The sequence below is a fragment of the Arthrobacter sp. P4_F11 genome (genome assembly GCF_056401395.1).
The window spans coordinates 61,765-78,776 of record NZ_JBFUJK010000013.1 but is presented as its reverse complement, the minus strand read 5'-3'; the positions used below and the strand labels follow the sequence as shown (position 1 = coordinate 78,776).

The 17,012-nt window shown below is 65.8% G+C and carries 17 protein-coding genes; 13 read left to right on the top strand and 4 right to left on the bottom strand.

What is annotated here, in order from left to right; all coding sequences use genetic code 11:
* The first annotated feature begins 19 nt into the window (after positions 1-19).
* Genes AC1DRO_RS14850 through AC1DRO_RS14825 form a run of 6 tightly spaced genes read left to right on the top strand, consistent with a single transcriptional unit; the run spans position 20 to position 5,233 of the window.
* The gene (locus AC1DRO_RS14850) at positions 20-415 is read left to right on the top strand and encodes a C-glycoside deglycosidase beta subunit domain-containing protein (protein WP_476951401.1); all 396 of its coding nucleotides are present in this window, start codon (positions 20-22) and stop codon (positions 413-415) included.
* Positions 412-1,515: a sugar phosphate isomerase/epimerase family protein gene (locus AC1DRO_RS14845; RefSeq protein ID WP_476951400.1), complete on the top strand. Its 1,104-nt coding sequence runs from the start codon at positions 412-414 to the stop codon at positions 1,513-1,515. The genes AC1DRO_RS14850 and AC1DRO_RS14845 overlap by 4 nt, the downstream gene beginning before the upstream one ends.
* A 20-nt stretch (positions 1,516-1,535) precedes the next feature.
* Positions 1,536-2,600 (top strand): sugar phosphate isomerase/epimerase family protein, encoded by a 1,065-nt coding sequence (locus AC1DRO_RS14840; RefSeq protein ID WP_476951399.1) that lies wholly within the window; start codon positions 1,536-1,538, stop codon positions 2,598-2,600.
* An 8-nt stretch (positions 2,601-2,608) separates the two neighbouring features.
* A complete protein-coding gene (locus tag AC1DRO_RS14835; protein ID WP_476951398.1) occupies positions 2,609-3,007 on the top strand; it encodes a C-glycoside deglycosidase beta subunit domain-containing protein in 399 nt (132 codons plus the stop codon).
* Entirely contained in the window at positions 3,004-4,215 is a 1,212-nt protein-coding gene (locus AC1DRO_RS14830) for a Gfo/Idh/MocA family protein (protein ID WP_476951397.1), read from the top strand. The genes AC1DRO_RS14835 and AC1DRO_RS14830 overlap by 4 nt, the downstream gene beginning before the upstream one ends.
* 13 nt (positions 4,216-4,228) lie before the next feature.
* Positions 4,229-5,233, top strand: coding sequence for a sugar phosphate isomerase/epimerase family protein (locus tag AC1DRO_RS14825; RefSeq protein WP_476951396.1), 1,005 nt, complete (start codon positions 4,229-4,231; stop codon positions 5,231-5,233).
* A gap of 72 nt (positions 5,234-5,305) precedes the next feature.
* Here AC1DRO_RS14825 and AC1DRO_RS14820 read toward each other — a convergent pair whose 3' ends face one another.
* Positions 5,306-6,334, bottom strand: a complete 1,029-nt coding sequence (locus tag AC1DRO_RS14820; RefSeq protein ID WP_476951395.1) for a restriction endonuclease subunit R — start codon at positions 6,332-6,334, stop codon at positions 5,306-5,308.
* A gap of 68 nt (positions 6,335-6,402) precedes the next feature.
* Here AC1DRO_RS14820 and AC1DRO_RS14815 point away from each other — a divergent pair, with 68 nt between their 5' ends.
* Entirely contained in the window at positions 6,403-6,819 is a 417-nt protein-coding gene (locus tag AC1DRO_RS14815; protein ID WP_476951394.1) for a C-glycoside deglycosidase beta subunit domain-containing protein, read from the top strand.
* A gap of 29 nt (positions 6,820-6,848) precedes the next feature.
* Here AC1DRO_RS14815 and AC1DRO_RS14810 read toward each other — a convergent pair whose 3' ends face one another.
* Positions 6,849-8,111, bottom strand: coding sequence for an ROK family protein (locus tag AC1DRO_RS14810; protein ID WP_476951393.1), 1,263 nt, complete (start codon positions 8,109-8,111; stop codon positions 6,849-6,851).
* Positions 8,112-8,213: 102 nt separating this feature from the next.
* Between AC1DRO_RS14810 and AC1DRO_RS14805 the strand changes: the two genes are divergently transcribed.
* From AC1DRO_RS14805 to AC1DRO_RS14780, 6 genes are all read left to right on the top strand, one after another.
* Positions 8,214-9,257 carry a Gfo/Idh/MocA family protein gene (locus AC1DRO_RS14805; RefSeq protein WP_476951392.1) on the top strand — a complete coding sequence of 348 codons (1,044 nt, stop codon included), beginning with the start codon at positions 8,214-8,216 and terminating at the stop codon, positions 9,255-9,257.
* Positions 9,254-10,051: a hypothetical protein gene (locus tag AC1DRO_RS14800; protein ID WP_476951391.1), complete on the top strand. Its 798-nt coding sequence runs from the start codon at positions 9,254-9,256 to the stop codon at positions 10,049-10,051. The genes AC1DRO_RS14805 and AC1DRO_RS14800 overlap by 4 nt, the downstream gene beginning before the upstream one ends.
* Positions 10,052-10,237: 186 nt before the next feature.
* Complete coding sequence (locus AC1DRO_RS14795) at positions 10,238-11,719, top strand: MFS transporter (RefSeq protein WP_476951390.1); 1,482 nt, start codon at positions 10,238-10,240, stop codon at positions 11,717-11,719.
* Between the two features lie 16 nt (positions 11,720-11,735).
* Positions 11,736-13,313, top strand: coding sequence for a GMC oxidoreductase (locus AC1DRO_RS14790; RefSeq protein WP_476951389.1), 1,578 nt, complete (start codon positions 11,736-11,738; stop codon positions 13,311-13,313).
* Between the two features lie 75 nt (positions 13,314-13,388).
* On the top strand, positions 13,389-14,351 hold the full coding sequence (locus tag AC1DRO_RS14785; protein ID WP_476951388.1) for a LysR family transcriptional regulator: 963 nt from the start codon (positions 13,389-13,391) through the stop codon (positions 14,349-14,351).
* Positions 14,352-14,424: 73 nt separating this feature from the next.
* Entirely contained in the window at positions 14,425-15,207 is a 783-nt protein-coding gene (locus AC1DRO_RS14780) for an SDR family NAD(P)-dependent oxidoreductase (protein ID WP_476951387.1), read from the top strand.
* An 18-nt stretch (positions 15,208-15,225) separates the two neighbouring features.
* Here the strand turns inward: AC1DRO_RS14780 and AC1DRO_RS14775 are convergent, their stop codons facing one another.
* Positions 15,226-16,002 (bottom strand): SDR family NAD(P)-dependent oxidoreductase, encoded by a 777-nt coding sequence (locus tag AC1DRO_RS14775; protein ID WP_476951386.1) that lies wholly within the window; start codon positions 16,000-16,002, stop codon positions 15,226-15,228.
* A gap of 1 nt (position 16,003) precedes the next feature.
* Entirely contained in the window at positions 16,004-17,002 is a 999-nt protein-coding gene (locus AC1DRO_RS14770) for a fumarylacetoacetate hydrolase family protein (RefSeq protein WP_476951385.1), read from the bottom strand.
* Positions 17,003-17,012: the final 10 nt, after the last annotated feature.

The following is a 17,012-nucleotide window of genomic DNA, read 5'->3' as shown; positions in this document are numbered from 1 at the left end:
CGCAGACAAGGAGGTCTCGATGATCGCCGACCGCATAATCGAGCAGGGAACACTGAGCACCCAGGACGGCCGTACCGCCGTCGAAGTCCGCATCCCCTGGTACCGGGCCCTGCCGGGTTCCTGCATCGCTGGAGCTGCATTGACAGTGGACGGCGTCGCCGCCCCCGAGGGCTCACTGCGCTGGACCATGAACAACCGCACTTTCAGCTTCGAGGAACTCGTGGACGAAACCGGCGAATGGTGGTTCCCGCTGGACTCGGCAGTCCTTTCGGGCGACCTTCCCGTCCCTGACAGCCGGACCGAGCACGAGGTCAGGGTGGACCTGAAGCTCTACATCCCCTACATCATCACCGACCACGGCGTGCTGCACATTGAAGAGCACGACACCAAGACCATGAAGGTGGCACAGCGATGACCAGCATCGGCACGCCGATCCAGGGCGTCACCCTTTACAGCTTCACCCGGGCCGTCCACGCCCGGCAGTACGACCTCGATGGCCTGATCCGCAAAGTGGCGGCCGAAGGCTTCGGCCCGGGGCTCGAAGTCATCGGATTCTCCAGCCTGCGCGGCTTCCCGGACCGGATCGATGACAACTTCGTTGGCCAGTTCCGTGATCTTGTGGCCGAGGTTGACCTGGTCCCCACCTCCCTCGCAGTCAACGTTGACACCGGTATCCGCCGCGACCGGCTCATGAACCATGACGAGCTTGTCGAATACATGCGCAAGCAGATCGAAGTAGCCGCCAGGCTCGGCTTCCCGATCGCCCGGGTGCAGATATCGCTGACTCCGGACGCCATGGAAAGCCTGCTGCCCGTGGCCGAGAAGTACGGCGTCACCCTGGCGCTCGAAGTCCACGCGGACCAGCACGGCGCCCACGAACGTGTCCTGGCCCTTCGCGACCGCTACGAGAAACTCAATTCCCCCTTGCTCGGCTTCACCGCCGACTGGGGTGCCACCGTTACCGGCTTTGCGCCCTCCCTGCTGGAGGCCTACCGCCGCCGTGGGGCTTCGGAGGCACTTCTCGGACAGGTGGTTGACCTGTGGAATGGGTTCTACGTCGACGGACCGCCAAACACGCAAAAGGTTCACGGTGAACGCTTCGGCGCCTTCATCGGCCTGGCGGCCCGCAATGGCCGGCCCGACCTTGGCATTGACTTCGCCATCAACGGAACAGGGCTTTTCGGTCCTGCACCGCTGGACACCTGGCTGGAGATCATGCCTTGGGTCCGCCACGTGCACGGCAAGTTCTTCGGCATCGACGAGACCGGCGAAGAGCCCTCGGTGCCGGTCCGGAGCCTTGTCCGGCAACTGGTTGAGAACGGCTACTCCGGCGCAATCTCCAGCGAATACGAAGGCTGGCACTGGAACAACTGGCAGGACCCGTTCGACATCATCCGCGGCGAGCAGGCCGTCCAGCGCTCAGCGGCCGCCAACGCCGGTTCGGCCATGATCACCGACGCTTCAGAAGCCCGCCGCATCCTCAACAGCCATCTCGCCCAGCCCGTCCGCGGCTGACAACGAAGGAACCAGAAATTATGTCAGAAGGCATCGCAGGCTCGGGCATCGAGCTTGGCATCACCCTCTATTCGCTCACCTCCGAGTTCGCCGCCGGACTCTACACCCCTGAGACGCTGATCAAAGCTGTTGCAGATGAAGGCCTCGGCCCGGGGGTTGAGTTCAACATCGCCCAGATGCTGCGCACCTACCCGGACGTCGACGACGACTTCGTCCGCCTGTGGCGCGACAGCATGGACCGCTACGGCCTGACCCCCAGCGCAGTGGGCACCAACCTGGACATGGGCCGCCGCAAGGACCGGGACATGACACCCGATGAGGAGTACGACTTCTTCGCCGCGCAGCTGCACACGGCTAACAAGCTTGGTTTCCACCGCGTGGTGATCCGCTCAGCGGGCAAGGAATTGCTCCGCCGGCTGCTTCCCCTGGCCGAGAAGTACGACCAGAAGCTCGGCTACGAAATTCACGCGCCGCAGGGCCCGAACGATCCCAAGATCCTGCAGATCCGCGAGATGTACGAGGAACTGGGAAGCGACCGGCTCGGTTTCACCGCAGACTTCAGCTCGACGATGCACAGCCTTTCCCCGACCCTCTTCCGCACGTTGACGCAAATGGGGCTGCCCGAGGAGCACTTCGCCGTCATGCAGGAGATCTGGCGCAAACCGTCGCCCATGCAGGAGCGCAACCAGGAGTTCGAGGACTACCTCAGTGCCAACAACTTCGATCCTGCCCGCCTGGGCCCGTTCACCCGGCTGGCATTCAACATGCATGGACTGGTTCCGCCGGAGGAATGGCTGGATATCATGCCGCAGATCTTCCATGTCCACGCGAAGTTCTACGACATCGACGAACACGGCAATGAACCCGCGATGGACATTCCGCGCATTGTGCGCCAGTTCGTCAAGGGCGGCTACCAGGGCTACCTGTCCAGCGAGTGGGAGGGCCACGCGTTCGCCGACCTGGGCGAATCCGATCCGATCGACCTCGTCAAGAAGCAGCACACGCTGATGCGGCATGCCATCGAAGAGGCCGTTGATCCAAATGCATCCGACTCCCACGCGACCCTGGTCGAGAGTGTTAAGTAAGGAAAACCATGGCTACTCACAATTCCCTGTTCCAGGACGCCGACGTCCGCAGGCACCCCGAGGGGATTGCCGTATCGGTGCAGCTGCCCTGGTACCGCAGCCTCTGGCTGTCCGCCGTTGACGACGTCGTTGCAACCGTCAACGGCGTGGAGATTCCCAAGGAGTCCCTCCGCTTCGAACTGCAGGACAAGTCCTACTCCATAGCTGAACTCCCGGAGCAATGGGAAACCCTGTGGTTCGTCGCAGACAAGCCCGACGTGATCATCCCGCTGGACCGCGTCCCCGACGCCGGCGAGGAGATCGACGTCGAGGTCATCCTCACCCTGCGCCTGCTGTATATGCAGATCGCGCCGATGCGTTACGTCGGCAACCGCGTCGCGGTTGAACGGAAAGTGGTGCTCGCATGAAAACCCTGCGCGTGGCCATGATCGGTTATGGCTTCATGGGTGCTGCCCACTCCCAAGGCTGGCGGACGGCGCCGCGGGTATTCGACCTGCCTGCCGAGCCGGAAATGGCGGTTATCGTCGGCCGTAACGCTGAAGCGGTCGCCGCCGCTGCCAGCAAGTGGGGCTGGGCCGAGTCAGCAACAGACTGGCGGGACGTGATCGCCCGTGACGATATCGACGTCGTCGATATCGTCACCCCCGGCGACTCCCACGCCGAAATCGCGATCGCCGCGCTGGAGGCCGGGAAGCACGTTTTGTGCGAAAAACCACTCGCCAACACCGTGGCGGAAGCCGAAGCGATGGCCGAAGCTGCCGAACGGGCGGCTGCCCGGGGTATCCAGGCAATGGTCGGGTTCACCTACCGCCGCGTTCCGGCCGTCACCTTCCTCCGCAACCTCATCGCCGAAGGCGCCGTCGGCACGATCAACCAGGTGCGTGCCTCCTACCGGCAGGACTGGCTGGTGGACCCGGAGATGCCGCTGGCGTGGCGTCTGCAGAAGGAACACGCCGGCTCGGGGGCCCTGGGGGATATCGGTGCCCACGCCATCGACCTGGCCCAGTTCGTCACCGGCTTGAACCTGGAGAAGGTGTCCGGCGTTATCGACACCATCGTGAAGGAGCGGCCTCTTTTGAAGGGCTCCACTTCAGGCACTGGCCCTTCCGATACCGGGCTTTCCGGCGCTGCCGGTGTCGGCTCCGGCCAGGTGACGGTGGACGATATCGCCATCTTCACGGGCCGCTTCGAATCCGGCGCGCTGGCGTCGTTCGAGGCCACCCGGTTTGCCACCGGCCGGAAGAACGCGCTCCAGATTGAGGTTTCCGGGGACAAGGGCGCCCTGGCCTTCGACCTGGAGGACCTCAACAGCGTCCAGTTCTACGACCGTACGGCACCTGCGGACCGCCAGGGCTTCCGGAAGGTCCTGGTCACGGAAGCGGAGCATCCCTACGTTTCGGCGTGGTGGCCGGCAGGCCACATGCTCGGTTACGAGCACGGGTTCTCCCACCAGGTCAAGGACCTCGTGGAGGGCATCGTGGGCGGCGCCGTCCCGCATTCGTCGTTCGCTGACGGGCTGAGGGTGCAGCGGGTGCTCGACGCTGTCGAGCGCAGTTCCGAAAATGATTCCGTCTGGACACGGGTCGCTGCCGGCGTTCCCGTGCCGGCCAGTTGAGGAGGGGAAGTACGTGGCACGACCAATTACCTTGTTCACCGGCCAGTGGGCCGACCTGCCGTTCGAGGAGGTGGCCCGGCTCGCCGGCGAATGGGGCTACGACGGGCTGGAGATCGCCTGCTGGGGTGACCACCTGGATCCCTGGCGCTGGGACGACGACGCCTATGTGCAGGGCAAGCTGGACATTCTTGAACGCCACGGACTCACAGTCTGGACCATCTCCAACCACCTCAAGGGCCAGGCCGTCTGCGACGACCCGATCGACGAACGGCACCGCGGCATCCTGCCGGACGTCGTATGGGGCGACGGCGATCCTGAAGGGGTCCGCCGTCGTGCCGCCGAGGAACTGAAGAACACGGCACGGCTCGCCGCAAAGCTGGGCGTGAAAACGGTGACCGGCTTTACGGGATCGTCCATCTGGAAGTACGTGGCGATGTTCCCGCCCGCCTCCGAAAAGATGGTCGACGCCGGCTACCAGGACTTTGCCGACCGGTGGGACCCCATCCTCGATGTCTTTGACGAGGTGGGCGTCCGGTTCGCCCATGAGGTGCACCCATCAGAGATCGCGTACGACTACTGGACAACGCAGCGCGCCCTCGAGGCGATCGGGCACCGCGAGGCCTTTGGCCTGAACTGGGACCCGAGCCACATGGTGTGGCAGGACATCGACCCTGTGGGGTTCCTGTGGGACTTCAAGGACCGGATCTACCATGTGCACTGCAAGGATACGAAGAAGCGCCTGTCCAACGGGCGCAACGGCCGGCTGTCCTCCCATTTGCCCTGGGCTGATCCGCGCCGCGGCTGGGACTTCATCTCCACCGGCCACGGCGACGTGCCGTGGGAGGATGCGTTCCGGATGCTGAACGCCATCGACTACCGCGGACCGCTGTCCGTGGAGTGGGAGGACGCCGGAATGGACCGGCTGGATGGCGCCCCCGAAGCGCTGGCTTTCGTGCGCCGACTCTCCGGCTATGAACCCTCCGCCGCAGCTTTCGATGCCGCATTCAGCACGAAGTAATTCGCAAACAAGTGAGGCCGGCCCGGGGGGCCGGCCTCACTTGTTTGTATGCCATGAGCTTCTTGTATCCGGTCAGAGGGCAGCCCGGGCCGCTGGTGCCGACTCCACCACTGCTGGCTCCGCGAGGGCTGCCCCCGCCAGGGCCAGGTGACTCCGCGTCATCTCCGTTGGGTCGTCCTGCAGCCACTCGTGGCCGCCCCATTCGCTGGTCAGCGTGCCCGTGAAGCCGGTCCCGCGCAGCAGGCTGCCAAGGTCATGCAGCGGCTGGGAAACCCGGCCGCCGTCGTTCTCCAGATCCCAGAACTTCAGATGGAAGGCGCCCACCAGGGGGAGGATGCCCTGCAGATCTGCGACGTCACTGCGGCCGAAGCGGATGAGCAGGTTCATGAAGAGGGTGTGGATGCGCGGCGGAACCTTCCCTGCGCGGAGCAGGGCGGTGACGGCATCGAGGGTGGCGGGATCGCGCCAGTCATTCTCCAGGCGCGCCAGAAGATCGGAAGGAACGCCGCCCTGCCGCAACTCATGAAGGTAGGTGACGGGAAGGGCCGGCATGAGCATGCTGATGTCGACGAGTACCCGCACGTGGTCATCTGCCAGCCCGGCTATCGCATCCAGTGCTGGTGCCACCGAAGGGTTGTTTGGAGTCTGCTGCCCTTGGATTTCTTCGTACAGCACCAGATCGAGTTCATGCAGCAGCGGCTGCAGCAGGGTGAGCAGTTCCGTGCCCGCCTGTCCGATCGGTAACCGGATCCCGCGGGCACCCACTCGGCTGGCGGCGCTGAGCTGGGGGACCAGGAAGTCCAAGCGCTCCTGCAACGAGCGGCGGTCGGTTGGGGACGTGAAGTCGTCGAGGCTGGCGCCAACGATGCTGACGCGGCCCCCTCTTGCCGCCAGCGAATCCCGCAGTTCGTCTACCTCGGCGTCCTGCGGAGCGGGGAAGGACCGCCACAGCAGCCCAGGTTCGAGTTCTATTGTCTTCGCCACGGAATCCGCGATGCCAATCACAACGTCCGCGGCTGTCCGCCGGGCTGCCGTGATCTCCGGAATCCAGTTGAACGAGCTGGCGCAGAGGGTCCAGTTGTGAGGAAGTGCGGGGGCCATGTGATGCCTTCCCATTTATGCTTGTTAATGACAAACTTATGTCACTTTTAGGATAAAGGATGGAAGCCATGTTGCAAACCGCTTTGCGCGAAGATGCGCTGACGGCCACGCCGGAAGGCTTTGAACTCCGGCTCGGCCTGTCATGGATCCGCTCCATGCCCCTTTCCAGCGTGGCTGGGCTCGCAGTTGAGGTCGACGGCATCCCGGTGGCGCCAGGGGAGTTGACGGTGGTGCTGGGGGCCCGGCGCGTGCGTGCGGACGCATTGCAGGCGGAGTCCGGGTGGTGGTTCGTGCAGGACAGGGTGGTCCTGGCCGGCCGGCGCGAGCTTTCCCGCGGGGTGCACGCCATCGCCGTCGACTTCCAGCTGCTGGTGCCCTACCTTCAGGCGCGTCCCGGTTCGCCGCTGGTCCTGCCGTTCCATCTGGAGGCCCGGCTGGAGCTTGACCGGGAACCGGTGCCCAGCGTCTCCCGCGATGTGGCCTGAGCGGCTATGCCCAGGCCGCGCGGTGGACCCTATGCGGGGACAGCGGCCCGTTCCGGTGAGGGCCTGCCGTCAGCAAACCAGCGCGGGAAGGTGACATCGAACAGCTGCTCGCGCGCCAGCTCAGCTCCTCCGCGCAGGGGTTCGCGCTCATCGTTGACGGACAAGGTGATGGTGAGGTCGCGGGTGGCGAGCGGCAGGGACAGCTCGTAGACCCGCTGGCGCACTTCGGCCAGGAATACTTCGCCGGCCGATCCCATGGCCCCGCCGATGACGATGATTCCGGGGTTGAACATGTTCACCAGCGCTGCAATGGTCTCACCCGCTACCCGGGCCGACTTTTGAATCAGTGTGATGGCCAGCGGGTCCCCGGCCTGGGCCGCGAGGGTGATCTCCTCGAGGGTCAGTGTCCCCTTTTTTGCCAGCGGGGCCAGGGAGCTCCGGGTGCCTTCCTTGACAGCCTCTTCCGCGTCCCTGACCAGGGCCCAACCGCTGGCCACCGCTTCGAGACAGCCGATCTTGCCGCAGCGGCATTGGGCATGGGAGTCGGAGACCCGGACATGGCCGATGTCGCCGGCCGCGCCGTTGGCACCGCGGTGGATCCTGCCCTGGGACAGCAGGCCGGCACCGATGCCCGAACCGATCTTGCAATAGATGAGGTTCGCAAGGGATTCGCGACGCCGGGCGCGCTCACCAAGGGCCAGCAGGTTGACGTCGTTATCCACCCACACCGGTGCGTTGAAGCGGTCCTCGAAGGGCGTGCGGACATCGAATCCATTCCACCCGGGCATGATCGGAGGTGCCACCGGTTGTCCCGTGGCGAAGTCAACCGGGCCGGGGAGGCCCACCACTACGCCCCAGACGGGCACTTGGTGATCCTTTTTCAGCACGTCGTCAACGAGGGCCATCACTGCGTCAATGGTCTTCTCGGGGCCCTGGGCGATATCCCAGGTGCGGTGCGTGTGTTCCAGGATGTCGCCGTCAAGGGCGGTGACGCCAACCCTTATATGAGCGGCTCCGAGGGCACATATGACGATCCGTCCCTGCTCCGCGCGGAAGCGAAGGGTCCGGGGCGCGCGGCCACCGGAGGAGGCGCCGAATTCTCCATCCCCGAGAAAGCCGATCTCAATGGCCTGGTCCACACGCTGGCTGACAACGCCCCTGCCCAGCCCGGTGACCTTGCCGATTTCAGGGCGCGTTGTTGCCTCGCCCGTTCGCACCAGGTTGACGATCCTCAGCAGGCTCGTCACTTCATCCGTTTGTGCTCCAAAGCGGAGTGTGGACTCTGTCGTCATGATCACAATTCTCACACATAAGAGCGGACTAAGGTGGGGTTGAACGCGACTATAGCCGGATATTTCCGTACTTATGAATAATATGGACAAAAGAGGAGGTTGATGATGCCTTGGAATGTAGGAGTTCTTGGGGCCGGACCGGGCGTCGCGGCCCTGCATCTGCCGGTGCTGGGGCGCCTGGCGGACCTGTTCAAGGTGGTGCACATTGCCGATGCGGGAAGTGGGCGCGCCCAGGGCCTGGCCGAAAGGCTTGGTGCCCGGTGGTCAGTGGGGGAGGCGGACCTGCTTGCGGACCCGGCAGTTCACCTGGTGGCCATCTGCAGCCCGCCCGCTGAACATGCCCGCCAAATCCTGGCGGCTGTAGCCGCTGGGAAGCCTGCCATCTTTTGCGAGAAGCCATTGGCCACCAGCAGGGAAGAAGCCGACGAGGTCATCTCTGCCTGCCGGCTCGCGGGAACGGTCCTTCTGGTGGGGACGAACCACCTGTTTGACGCCGCGTGGGGGCGGGCCAGGCATCATCTCGTCGCCCTCGCGGGCCGGGTGCAGGCGATCTCCGTGACGCTGGCGCTTCCGCCGAATGACAGGTACCACCGGCTGGTCGCCGAGGGCGGCCCTTTCCAGGCCGCCCGGCGGGAACGCCTGGACCTCGACAGTCCCGCGGTTGCGGCCGGCGTCCTGCGGCAGCTGCTGACCGGTCTCGCGATCCATGATCTTCCGGCCGTGAGGGACATCGCGCCAGGCATCGACGAGGTTGTTTACGCCAGGGTCGCCCCGCCAGTCGGCTACCTTGTGGGGTATCGGGCCGGCGGAATCCTGGTCCAGTTGGCGCTTACCATGCTTCCGGAAGGACCGGATGCTCTCTGGAGGATGAATATCGCCACCTCCCACGACCGCATCGAGGTGAATTTCCCGCCCGCCTTTGTCCATGCCGGAAGCGCGGCCACCCGAGTGCGAAGCACGGACGGGCAGTGGACGGAGTACAGGCGGGATCCGGAAGACGGCTATATGGCGCAGTGGCGCCTGCTTGCCTCACTCCTTGAAGGCGGGGTCCCAGTTGAGTACGACGAACTGCTGGCTGACTCACACTTTGCAATCGACCTGGCCGATGCTGCCGCAGCGAAGGTTCTGGAAGGGGTGCCGCAATGAGTTCGGCAAATCCAGGGCTCGGCATCTTCACCGTGTTGCCTTCCTATGTCGCGGCTGTCGCCGAGCTTGCCGTCAGTGCTGCACTCACCAGAGACGTCAGTGGGGCGGTGGCGGTGGTGCCCGGATCCGGCGATTGGTGGCAGGGCATGCTGGACGCCCGGGCCAGGGGAGCGGCAGCGGTGGTGATTGCGGACCCTGCTGCGCTCCCGCAGAAAGGACCCGGAGCCTACCCATGGCCCGGTGACATCCCGGTCATCGTTGAGCGTCCCCGGCTGCGCCCGGATGTGGTTGCCGACGCGGTCCGGGCAGGACGAGGCAGGCCGGCCCGGATCGTCACCGTTGAGTGCGCCGCCCCCGCGGCAGGTCTTGAAGCGGTAATCCGCGACGGCTTGGGCTGGGCGCGGTCACTGGTCCGGGGCCCGTTGACGCTCCAGGTGTGCAGTGCCACGGCGCACGCCAGGATTGCTCTGCTGGATTCAGGGGGATCCGCGGGCGGGGCAATACCCGTCACCCTGGGGGCGACGGCGGCAGCGGGCCTTCACGCCGACGGCCTGCTCCAGGTGCTGGCCCTCGGCGAGGTGCGAACCGAAGTCACCGTGGACCAGCAGGCCGGGCTGACGCGGCTGGAGACGTCCACCGAGGACGGGACACTAAGGGCTCCGGAGCGCTATGAATCATCAGCCCGTATGGCGCTGCGCCGGGCCATTGAGGCGCAGTCTTCGGGCCAGCCCGGAACGGACCTGGATGAGCTGCTCGAGGACATGTCCCTCACGCGCGCCGTGCTTGCTACATAAGGGATGCCCGCCACAGGTGTCTAATTCACGCATTCTTTTGTTGCTTTCAAACTAAAGTGGGGTAGCATGAGTAACGGCGCCGGGGTTCCTTCCGAACCCGTTCTCCGTCGTGATGGTGCGCCGGAGGCACAACACGTCGCGTCGACGGCCCGATCGTTCGGGTAGATCACTATGCCACTTTCACGTTTGAGACTCCGTCTCCTTGTTATCTCCCTGCTCACGGTTTCGTTCCTCGGGGCCCTGGACCACACCGTGGTGTCCACATCCCTGGCCACGGTTGCGGGTGAGCTGGGCGCGCTGAAGCTCATGAGCTGGGTTGTTGTGGGATACACCCTCGCGAGCACAGTGCTGCTGCCGGTGCTCGGCAAACTAGGCGATGTCCTGGGAGCCCGCCGGATCTTCCTCGGTTCGCTGGTAATGTTCCTGGCGGCCTCCCTGGCCTGCGGCTTTTCGCAGGACATGGCATGGCTTATCGCCGCGCGCGTCCTGCAGGGGATGAGCTCCGCGGGCCTGCAGCTGATGTCGCAGACCATCATCGCCAGGGTCACCTCGCAGCGGGAACGTCCGCGCTACATGGCCATCATTGGCGCAGCTTTCCCCATCGCGGTCCTGGTTGGCCCCGTTCTCGGCGGCGCCATCACCGATTACTGGGGCTGGCAGTGGGTTTTCTGGATCAACATCCCGGTGGGCGCTGCAGCCCTGGCCCTTGCCCTGGTTGCCGTTCCCCACCTGGAGCCCGGCCCCATGCCCCGCCACTTCGATGTTGCCGGGGCGGCTGTTTTTACCGCTGCACTGGTGGCCCTTGTCCTCGCCGCCACCTGGGCCGCAGAACGCAGCGCGGGCCCCGCCACCGCTGCCGCGCTCGCGGTCAGCATGCTGGGCTTCGTTGCCTTCTACTTTGTTGAGCGCCGCGCACCCGAACCCATCGTCCCCCTGCATTTCTTCGCCAACCGGACCATCGCGGCAGGCACCGCACTCTCGGCGATTATCGGCGTCGGCCTCTTCTCCATCACCGCCTATTTGCCGACGTACGTCCAAATGGCGTACCAGACCACCGCCACCGTGTCCGGGCTCGTGCCCATCGCAACCGTGTTCGGCATGCTGACCAGCAACCTGCTGACCGGATGGCTGGCCAGCAGGACGGGGCGGTACCGGATCTTCCCCATCCTGGGAACATCGTTGGGGGCCGCCGGACTATTTGTGATGGCGGTGTTGCCCGCCGGGCTTCCGCTGTGGGTTCCCATGATCGTTATGGCCGTTGTTGGGATGGGCACCGGCGCGTTCATGAGCCTGATCGTCACTGTGGTCCAGGGAGCTGCTCCGGCCAGCCAGACCGGCACCATCACCGCGACGATCAACCTGGTGCGGCAGGTGGGGTCAACAGTGGCGACGGCGATTATCGGCGGGGTGATCGGCTTCGGCGTGGCGGCCCTTTTGCCGGCGGGCCTGGACGCTTCCACCCTGACCCCGCAACTGGTCAAAGGGGCCGCCCCGGCAGTCCAGGCCAGCGTGGCTCAGATCTACGCTTCAGTCTTCACACCCATCTTTATTGCCTTGGCGGCCACGTACGCAGTGGGAATAGTCGCGGCGGTCCTGCTTCCGCACGGGCGCCTCTCCGACGAACCCGTTCCCGCCCCCCAAACAACTTCCGAATCCCTTTCGGCCTGATTTCAAAGGAGACATCATGTCCAACCCAACCATCGCCGTCGTCGGCAGCGGGCCGATCGGCTCCACCTATGCGCGGGTGCTCCTCGAGCAGGTCCCGGACGCGCGGGTGGTGATGTTCGAAGCCGGACCGCAGGTGACGGAGGTTCCCGGCGCAAGCGTCCGCAACATCGCCGACCCTGGCGAAAAGGCCCGTGCCCGCGAAATGTCGCAGGGGCCGCAGGCCGGCGCCTACCGTGAGTCGCTCGGCATCCCGGCAGCCACGGTCACCGAGGGAATGTTCACCGCCCGCCAGGGCACCCACCTTCTCGACTTCGGCGGCGCGGGCTCCGCCCACGCCTCGAGTTTTCCCGCGGCGGCTGCGGCCACCAACGTCGGCGGCCAGGGTGCGCACTGGACCTGCGCGACGCCGTCGCCCGCCTTCAGTGAAAAAATCCCCTTCATAGCGGACGACGAATGGGACGGGCTGATTGAGGACGCGAAGCAGCTGCTGCATGTCCACAGCGCAGCGTTTGCCGACTCCGCCGTTGGTGAGGCCATTCGGACCCTCCTCGATGAAGAGTTCGGCGCGGAGCTGCCGGATGGGTACGGCGTGGGCACCCTTCCGGTTGCCGGGGACCCGCAGCCCGACGGCTCCGTGCGTTGGGCGGGGGCCGACGTCGTCCTCGGCCCGCTGGTCGACAAGGACAGTCCGGTCTCGAAGCAGTTCGAACTCCGTGACCTCACCTTGGTCCGCCGCGTGGAACTGGACGGACACCGGGTCACCGGTGTCACCGTCGAGGACCTCCGCACCGGGGAGAAGTCATTCGTGGCAGCGGACATCGTGGTGGTGGCCGCCGATGCCTTCCGCTCCCCGCAGCTTCTCTGGGCATCCGGTGTGCGGCCGCAGGCCCTCGGCCACTACCTGACCGAGCATCCCGTGGTCATCTCCACGGTGGCGCTGGACGCCGAAAGGATGGGGCGGTACGCCACCGAAGAGGACCTTAAGGCCGAGCTGGCCCGGCGCGCACTGAACCCGGCAGACCCCGTCGCGGCGGTCAACCGCATCCCGTTCTCGGAGCCGGAACACCCCTTCTCCGTCCAGGTGATGTACACCGAGACCACGCCGTTCCCGATGGAGCCGGGAACCCCCTACTCCGAGAACCGCTGGGGCTACGTCAACATGGGCTACGGCATGCGCAAGCACCCGCGCTACGAGGATGCCGTCACGTTCGACGACAATGAGCCGGACTACCGGGGATTCCCCAACATGAGAATCGAGTACGCGCTCACAGAACGGGAAAACGCGGAAATCGCCGAGGCAACCGAGCGGCTGCGGCGTGCCGGCAAGGCCCTTGGTGCCTTCGTGGCCGAGCCCAGGCTCATGCCGAACGGCTCGAGCCTGCACTACCAGGGCACCATGCGCATGGGTGAAACCGACGACGGCACCTCGGTGGCGGATCCGTGGTCACGCGTGTGGGGCTACAACAACCTGGTGGTGGGAGGAAATGCGCTCATTCCGACGGCAACTGCCATGAATCCCACGCTGATGAGCGTGGCCATCGCCGTCCGCGGCGCCCGGAAGGTTGCTGAGGAGCTTGGTTCGCAGAGTGCCTAGGTCAACTGTTCGTAGGGGCGCAGACGCCCGCCAGCTGTGGCTGGGCTGACGTCGAGGCACGGATAACCTGTGGGTATGAAGAACCTGGACCTCAACCTGCTGCCCCAGCTGCAGGTCCTGTTGGAACTGCGGAACATCTCCCGGGCAGCCGAGAGGCTCCAGCTCAGCCAGCCGGCCACCAGCGCCGCAATGGCCAGGCTCCGGCGCCATTTCGACGACGAACTCCTGGTGCGGAACGGGCGCACCTATGACCTCACGCCGTTCGCACAGTCCCTGGTCCCGCTGGTTGATGAAGCCATGCTTCACATCCAGCGGGCCACGCGGGTGCGGTCCGGCTTCGACGCCGGCACGAGCGAGCGGGAGTTCATTATCGCCGCCTCCGACTACGCGGCGGCCCTGATCGTGGGGCCGCTGCGGGGGATCCTGCGCGAGGAGGCCCCCGGAGTGTCGGTGGATTTCGTTCCCACAGCCAAGTCCGGGATCCAGGGCCAGATGGCCGACTACTCAAAAATCGACCTGCTCGTCGGGCCCACGGGATACCAGATGCAGGGAGCCAGCAAGCAGCTGTTCCGGGACAGCTTTGTTGCTGTGGCTGACGCCGGAAATCCCCTGCTCCAGCAGCCCCGGCTCACCGTGGAGGACCTGGCCACCGTTCCCCACGCCGTCGGCTATTTCGGTGAGGGAATCAGCACCCCGGCGGACAAGTTGTTCGAATCGCGAGGTATTCAGCGCCGCGTGGCGGCTGTGGTGGCCGGGTTCCTGTCCCTGCCACTCCTGGTGGAAGGGACAGACCTCGTGGCGCTCGTCCCCGGGATGCTGGCAGCACGGGCCCAGCGCGGCGCGGATATCGTTGTGCTGGGGTTCTCCGAAGGCGCTGAAGCGTCCCTCGTGGAAGCGATGTACTGGCACCCGTCCCAGGCGGAGGACCCTGCCAGCGTCTGGCTGCGTTCCGTGGTCCAGCGGGCCTGTTCGCGGCTGCACGAACTTTTCCCCATCACCGCGCACCCGGTAGCTATCCACGCGGCGGATACCACCTAGAGCCAAAGCGCCGTTCCCCATCCGGACCATCCCTGCGAAAGTCGAAGAAACGCACTTTCGAAAGGGATCCCGCATGCCTGTCTCCAGCCAGCGCCTGGACGGCAAGACCGCCGTCATCACCGGAACGGCCAGCGGCCAAGGCAGGGCGGCGGCGCTCGCCTTCGCCGAGGCGGGCGCCGTGGTGGTGGGCTGTGACATGGACGACGACGGCGCCGCGGCCACCGTCCGCCAGGTCACCGCAGCCGGGGGCCGGATGAGCAGCAGTCGGGTTGACCTCACGGACGAGGCCGCTGTGGCGGCCTGGGCGCAGGATGTAGCCGCAAACCACGGCCAGGTCCACATCCTGTATGCCAACGCGGCGGTCACCCGCTTCGCCCCGGTGGAGCAGCTCACGTTTGCCGACTGGAAGTGGAATGTCGAACACGAGATGGATGTGGTCTTCCTGCCGGTCAAATACTTCTGGCCACAACTGATCCAGGTGCGGGACGCCGCCATTGTGCTGGTGGGATCCACGGCAGGAGTTACCGGTTCCATGACCAACGGCCGGCTGGCCCACACCGCCACGAAAGGGGCCGTGGTGGCCATGACCAGGCAGCTCGCGGCCGAAGGGGCTCCGCATGGACTCCGCGTCAATACTGTCAGCCCCGGAATGATCCGCACCGCAGCGACCGAGGGCAACCTCCTGGCCGCCGACCACCCCATGCGGTCCATCGCCGGCAGCATCCCGTTGGGCCGGATCGGCACGCCGGAAGAAGTGGCCAAATGCGCGCTGTTCCTGGCCTCCGACGAAGCGTCATACGTGACGGGCGCCAACCTGATGGTCGACGGCGGCTGGTCGGCCGTGCTGCCGGGCTAGTTGGAATCGTGCGCCGCGTCAGCGCATGGCGTCGGAGACAGACTTTGCTCCGCCGTGGCCCGACTGGCCGCCGTCCACCGGGATCTCGGCACCGGTCACGAAGGACGAGAGCGGGCTGAGGAGGAACAGCACGACGCCGGCCACTTCCTCCACGCTTCCAGTGCGGCCCAGCGGGGTCTCTGCCAGGGTGGCCTGCCTGAATTCGGGCTTGGCGCTCGCCGTCATGGGCGTTTCGATGAAGCCCGGATGGACAGTATTAACGCGGATCCCCCGCGGGCCGAGTTCCATGGCGGCGACCTGCGAGAGTCCCCGCAACGCCCACTTGCTGGCGGTGTAGGCCACCGGATAGTGCGCGGTCAGGCCCGCGACGGAACCGACATTGACGATGGATGCGGCACTGCCCATCAGCGGTGCGAGCGCCTGGATTCCCAGCAGGCTTCCGGCGACATTGACTTCATAGACGCGCTGCAGGTCAGCCACAGAGGCATCCAGCAACCGGCTCCGCTGGGTGATGCCTGCATTGTTGACCAGCCCGTCCACCTGCCACCCCTTGGTCTGTATCCAGTGCGCGAGATCGGACCAGCCGGAGGCATCGCGGACGTCCAGCTGACGGTACACCAGCGCACCGGCCGAAGCCGATGACACGGCGGCCAGCTCGGCTGGCATGTCCCCTGCGAGGTCTGTGGCAATGACGCGGGCCCGGGCTTCCACCAGCATGCGCGCCTCGGCAGCGCCCTGGCCCTGGCCGGCGCCGGTGACCACCACGGTCCGGCCATCGAGCTGAAGGGAGACCACCCTACGTCCCGGAAGGAACCGTAAAGGCAACCCGGTTGCGCGGACGCTGCCAGGCACGCACCAGAGTCCCGGCGTTGCGGCGTTCACCTACCGTGTTCTCGATTGTCCCGATGCCTTCCACCGTCATGCGGACCACGTCTCCCGTCTTCAGCGGCGGGGGAGTCTTCGCGCCGTTCCGTCCCCAGAGCTCCGCGAGGCAACCGCTGCCGCAGGTGCCGGAGCCCAGCACATCGCCGGGCCGGACCACGGAATCCTGCGAGGCGTAGGCCACGAGCTCGGCGAACGGCCAGCCCATGTTGGACAGCAGGTCCTGGCCGATGGCTTTCCCGTTGACTTCCACGGCCATGGAGATCGGCAGGAACCCCTCGGCGTCGTGCAGGTCCTCGAACTCATCCGCGGTGACAATCCAGGGCCCCAGGGTATTGGCGAAATCCTTTCCCTTGCACGGGCCGAGACTGACCTTCATCTCCCGGCGCTGCAGGTCCCGCGCCGACCAGTCGTTGAGGACGGTGTAGCCGAGGATGTGCCGGTGCGCCTCCGCTGCAGTCAGGTTCCGGCCGTCGCTTCCGGGGACGCGCCCGACGACGGCGGCGACTTCGGTTTCAAAGTCCAGATCCTCGCAGCCCGCCGGAATACCAATCACCTCACCGGTGCCGGTCACCGTATGCGGGTTGGTGAAGTAAAAGGTGGGCGCCCCGTACCATTCGGGCACCACGCCGGCCACGCCGTCGATGCTCTTCCGCACGCCTTCGACGTGTTCCTCGAACGCGACAAAATCCCGGATGGTGGCGGGCGCCAGTGGGGCGAGCAGCTGCACGTCCGCCAGCGGAACGGCCGGGCCAGACCCGATGATCCGCCGGGCCACACCCAGCGTCTCCTCGAGCCCGGCGTCCAGGAGCATCTGGACCGTGTGGCCGGCGGGGAGGGCGTAGCAGGTTCCGCCGTCGACGAAGCCGGACTGCGTCCCGCCGTCGTGGTTCCAGCGTGCGATCTTGACCATGAAAATTCTT

Excerpts from the sequence above, each read along its gene's own strand:
- AC1DRO_RS14850 (WP_476951401.1), top strand. The coding sequence starts at position 20 with ATGATCGCCGACCGCATAATCGAGCAGGGAACACTGAGCACCCAGGAC.
- AC1DRO_RS14785 (WP_476951388.1), top strand. The coding sequence starts at position 13,389 with ATGAAGAACCTGGACCTCAACCTGCTGCCCCAGCTGCAGGTCCTGTTG.
- AC1DRO_RS14830 (WP_476951397.1), top strand. The coding sequence starts at position 3,004 with ATGAAAACCCTGCGCGTGGCCATGATCGGTTATGGCTTCATGGGTGCT.
- AC1DRO_RS14780 (WP_476951387.1), top strand. The coding sequence starts at position 14,425 with ATGCCTGTCTCCAGCCAGCGCCTGGACGGCAAGACCGCCGTCATCACC.
- AC1DRO_RS14835 (WP_476951398.1), top strand. The coding sequence starts at position 2,609 with ATGGCTACTCACAATTCCCTGTTCCAGGACGCCGACGTCCGCAGGCAC.
- AC1DRO_RS14845 (WP_476951400.1), top strand. The coding sequence starts at position 412 with ATGACCAGCATCGGCACGCCGATCCAGGGCGTCACCCTTTACAGCTTC.
- AC1DRO_RS14770 (WP_476951385.1), bottom strand. The coding sequence starts at position 17,002 with ATGGTCAAGATCGCACGCTGGAACCACGACGGCGGGACGCAGTCCGGC.
- AC1DRO_RS14810 (WP_476951393.1), bottom strand. The coding sequence starts at position 8,111 with ATGACGACAGAGTCCACACTCCGCTTTGGAGCACAAACGGATGAAGTG.
- AC1DRO_RS14840 (WP_476951399.1), top strand. The coding sequence starts at position 1,536 with ATGTCAGAAGGCATCGCAGGCTCGGGCATCGAGCTTGGCATCACCCTC.
- AC1DRO_RS14805 (WP_476951392.1), top strand. The coding sequence starts at position 8,214 with ATGATGCCTTGGAATGTAGGAGTTCTTGGGGCCGGACCGGGCGTCGCG.
- AC1DRO_RS14820 (WP_476951395.1), bottom strand. The coding sequence starts at position 6,334 with ATGGCCCCCGCACTTCCTCACAACTGGACCCTCTGCGCCAGCTCGTTC.
- AC1DRO_RS14790 (WP_476951389.1), top strand. The coding sequence starts at position 11,736 with ATGTCCAACCCAACCATCGCCGTCGTCGGCAGCGGGCCGATCGGCTCC.
- AC1DRO_RS14815 (WP_476951394.1), top strand. The coding sequence starts at position 6,403 with ATGTTGCAAACCGCTTTGCGCGAAGATGCGCTGACGGCCACGCCGGAA.
- AC1DRO_RS14800 (WP_476951391.1), top strand. The coding sequence starts at position 9,254 with ATGAGTTCGGCAAATCCAGGGCTCGGCATCTTCACCGTGTTGCCTTCC.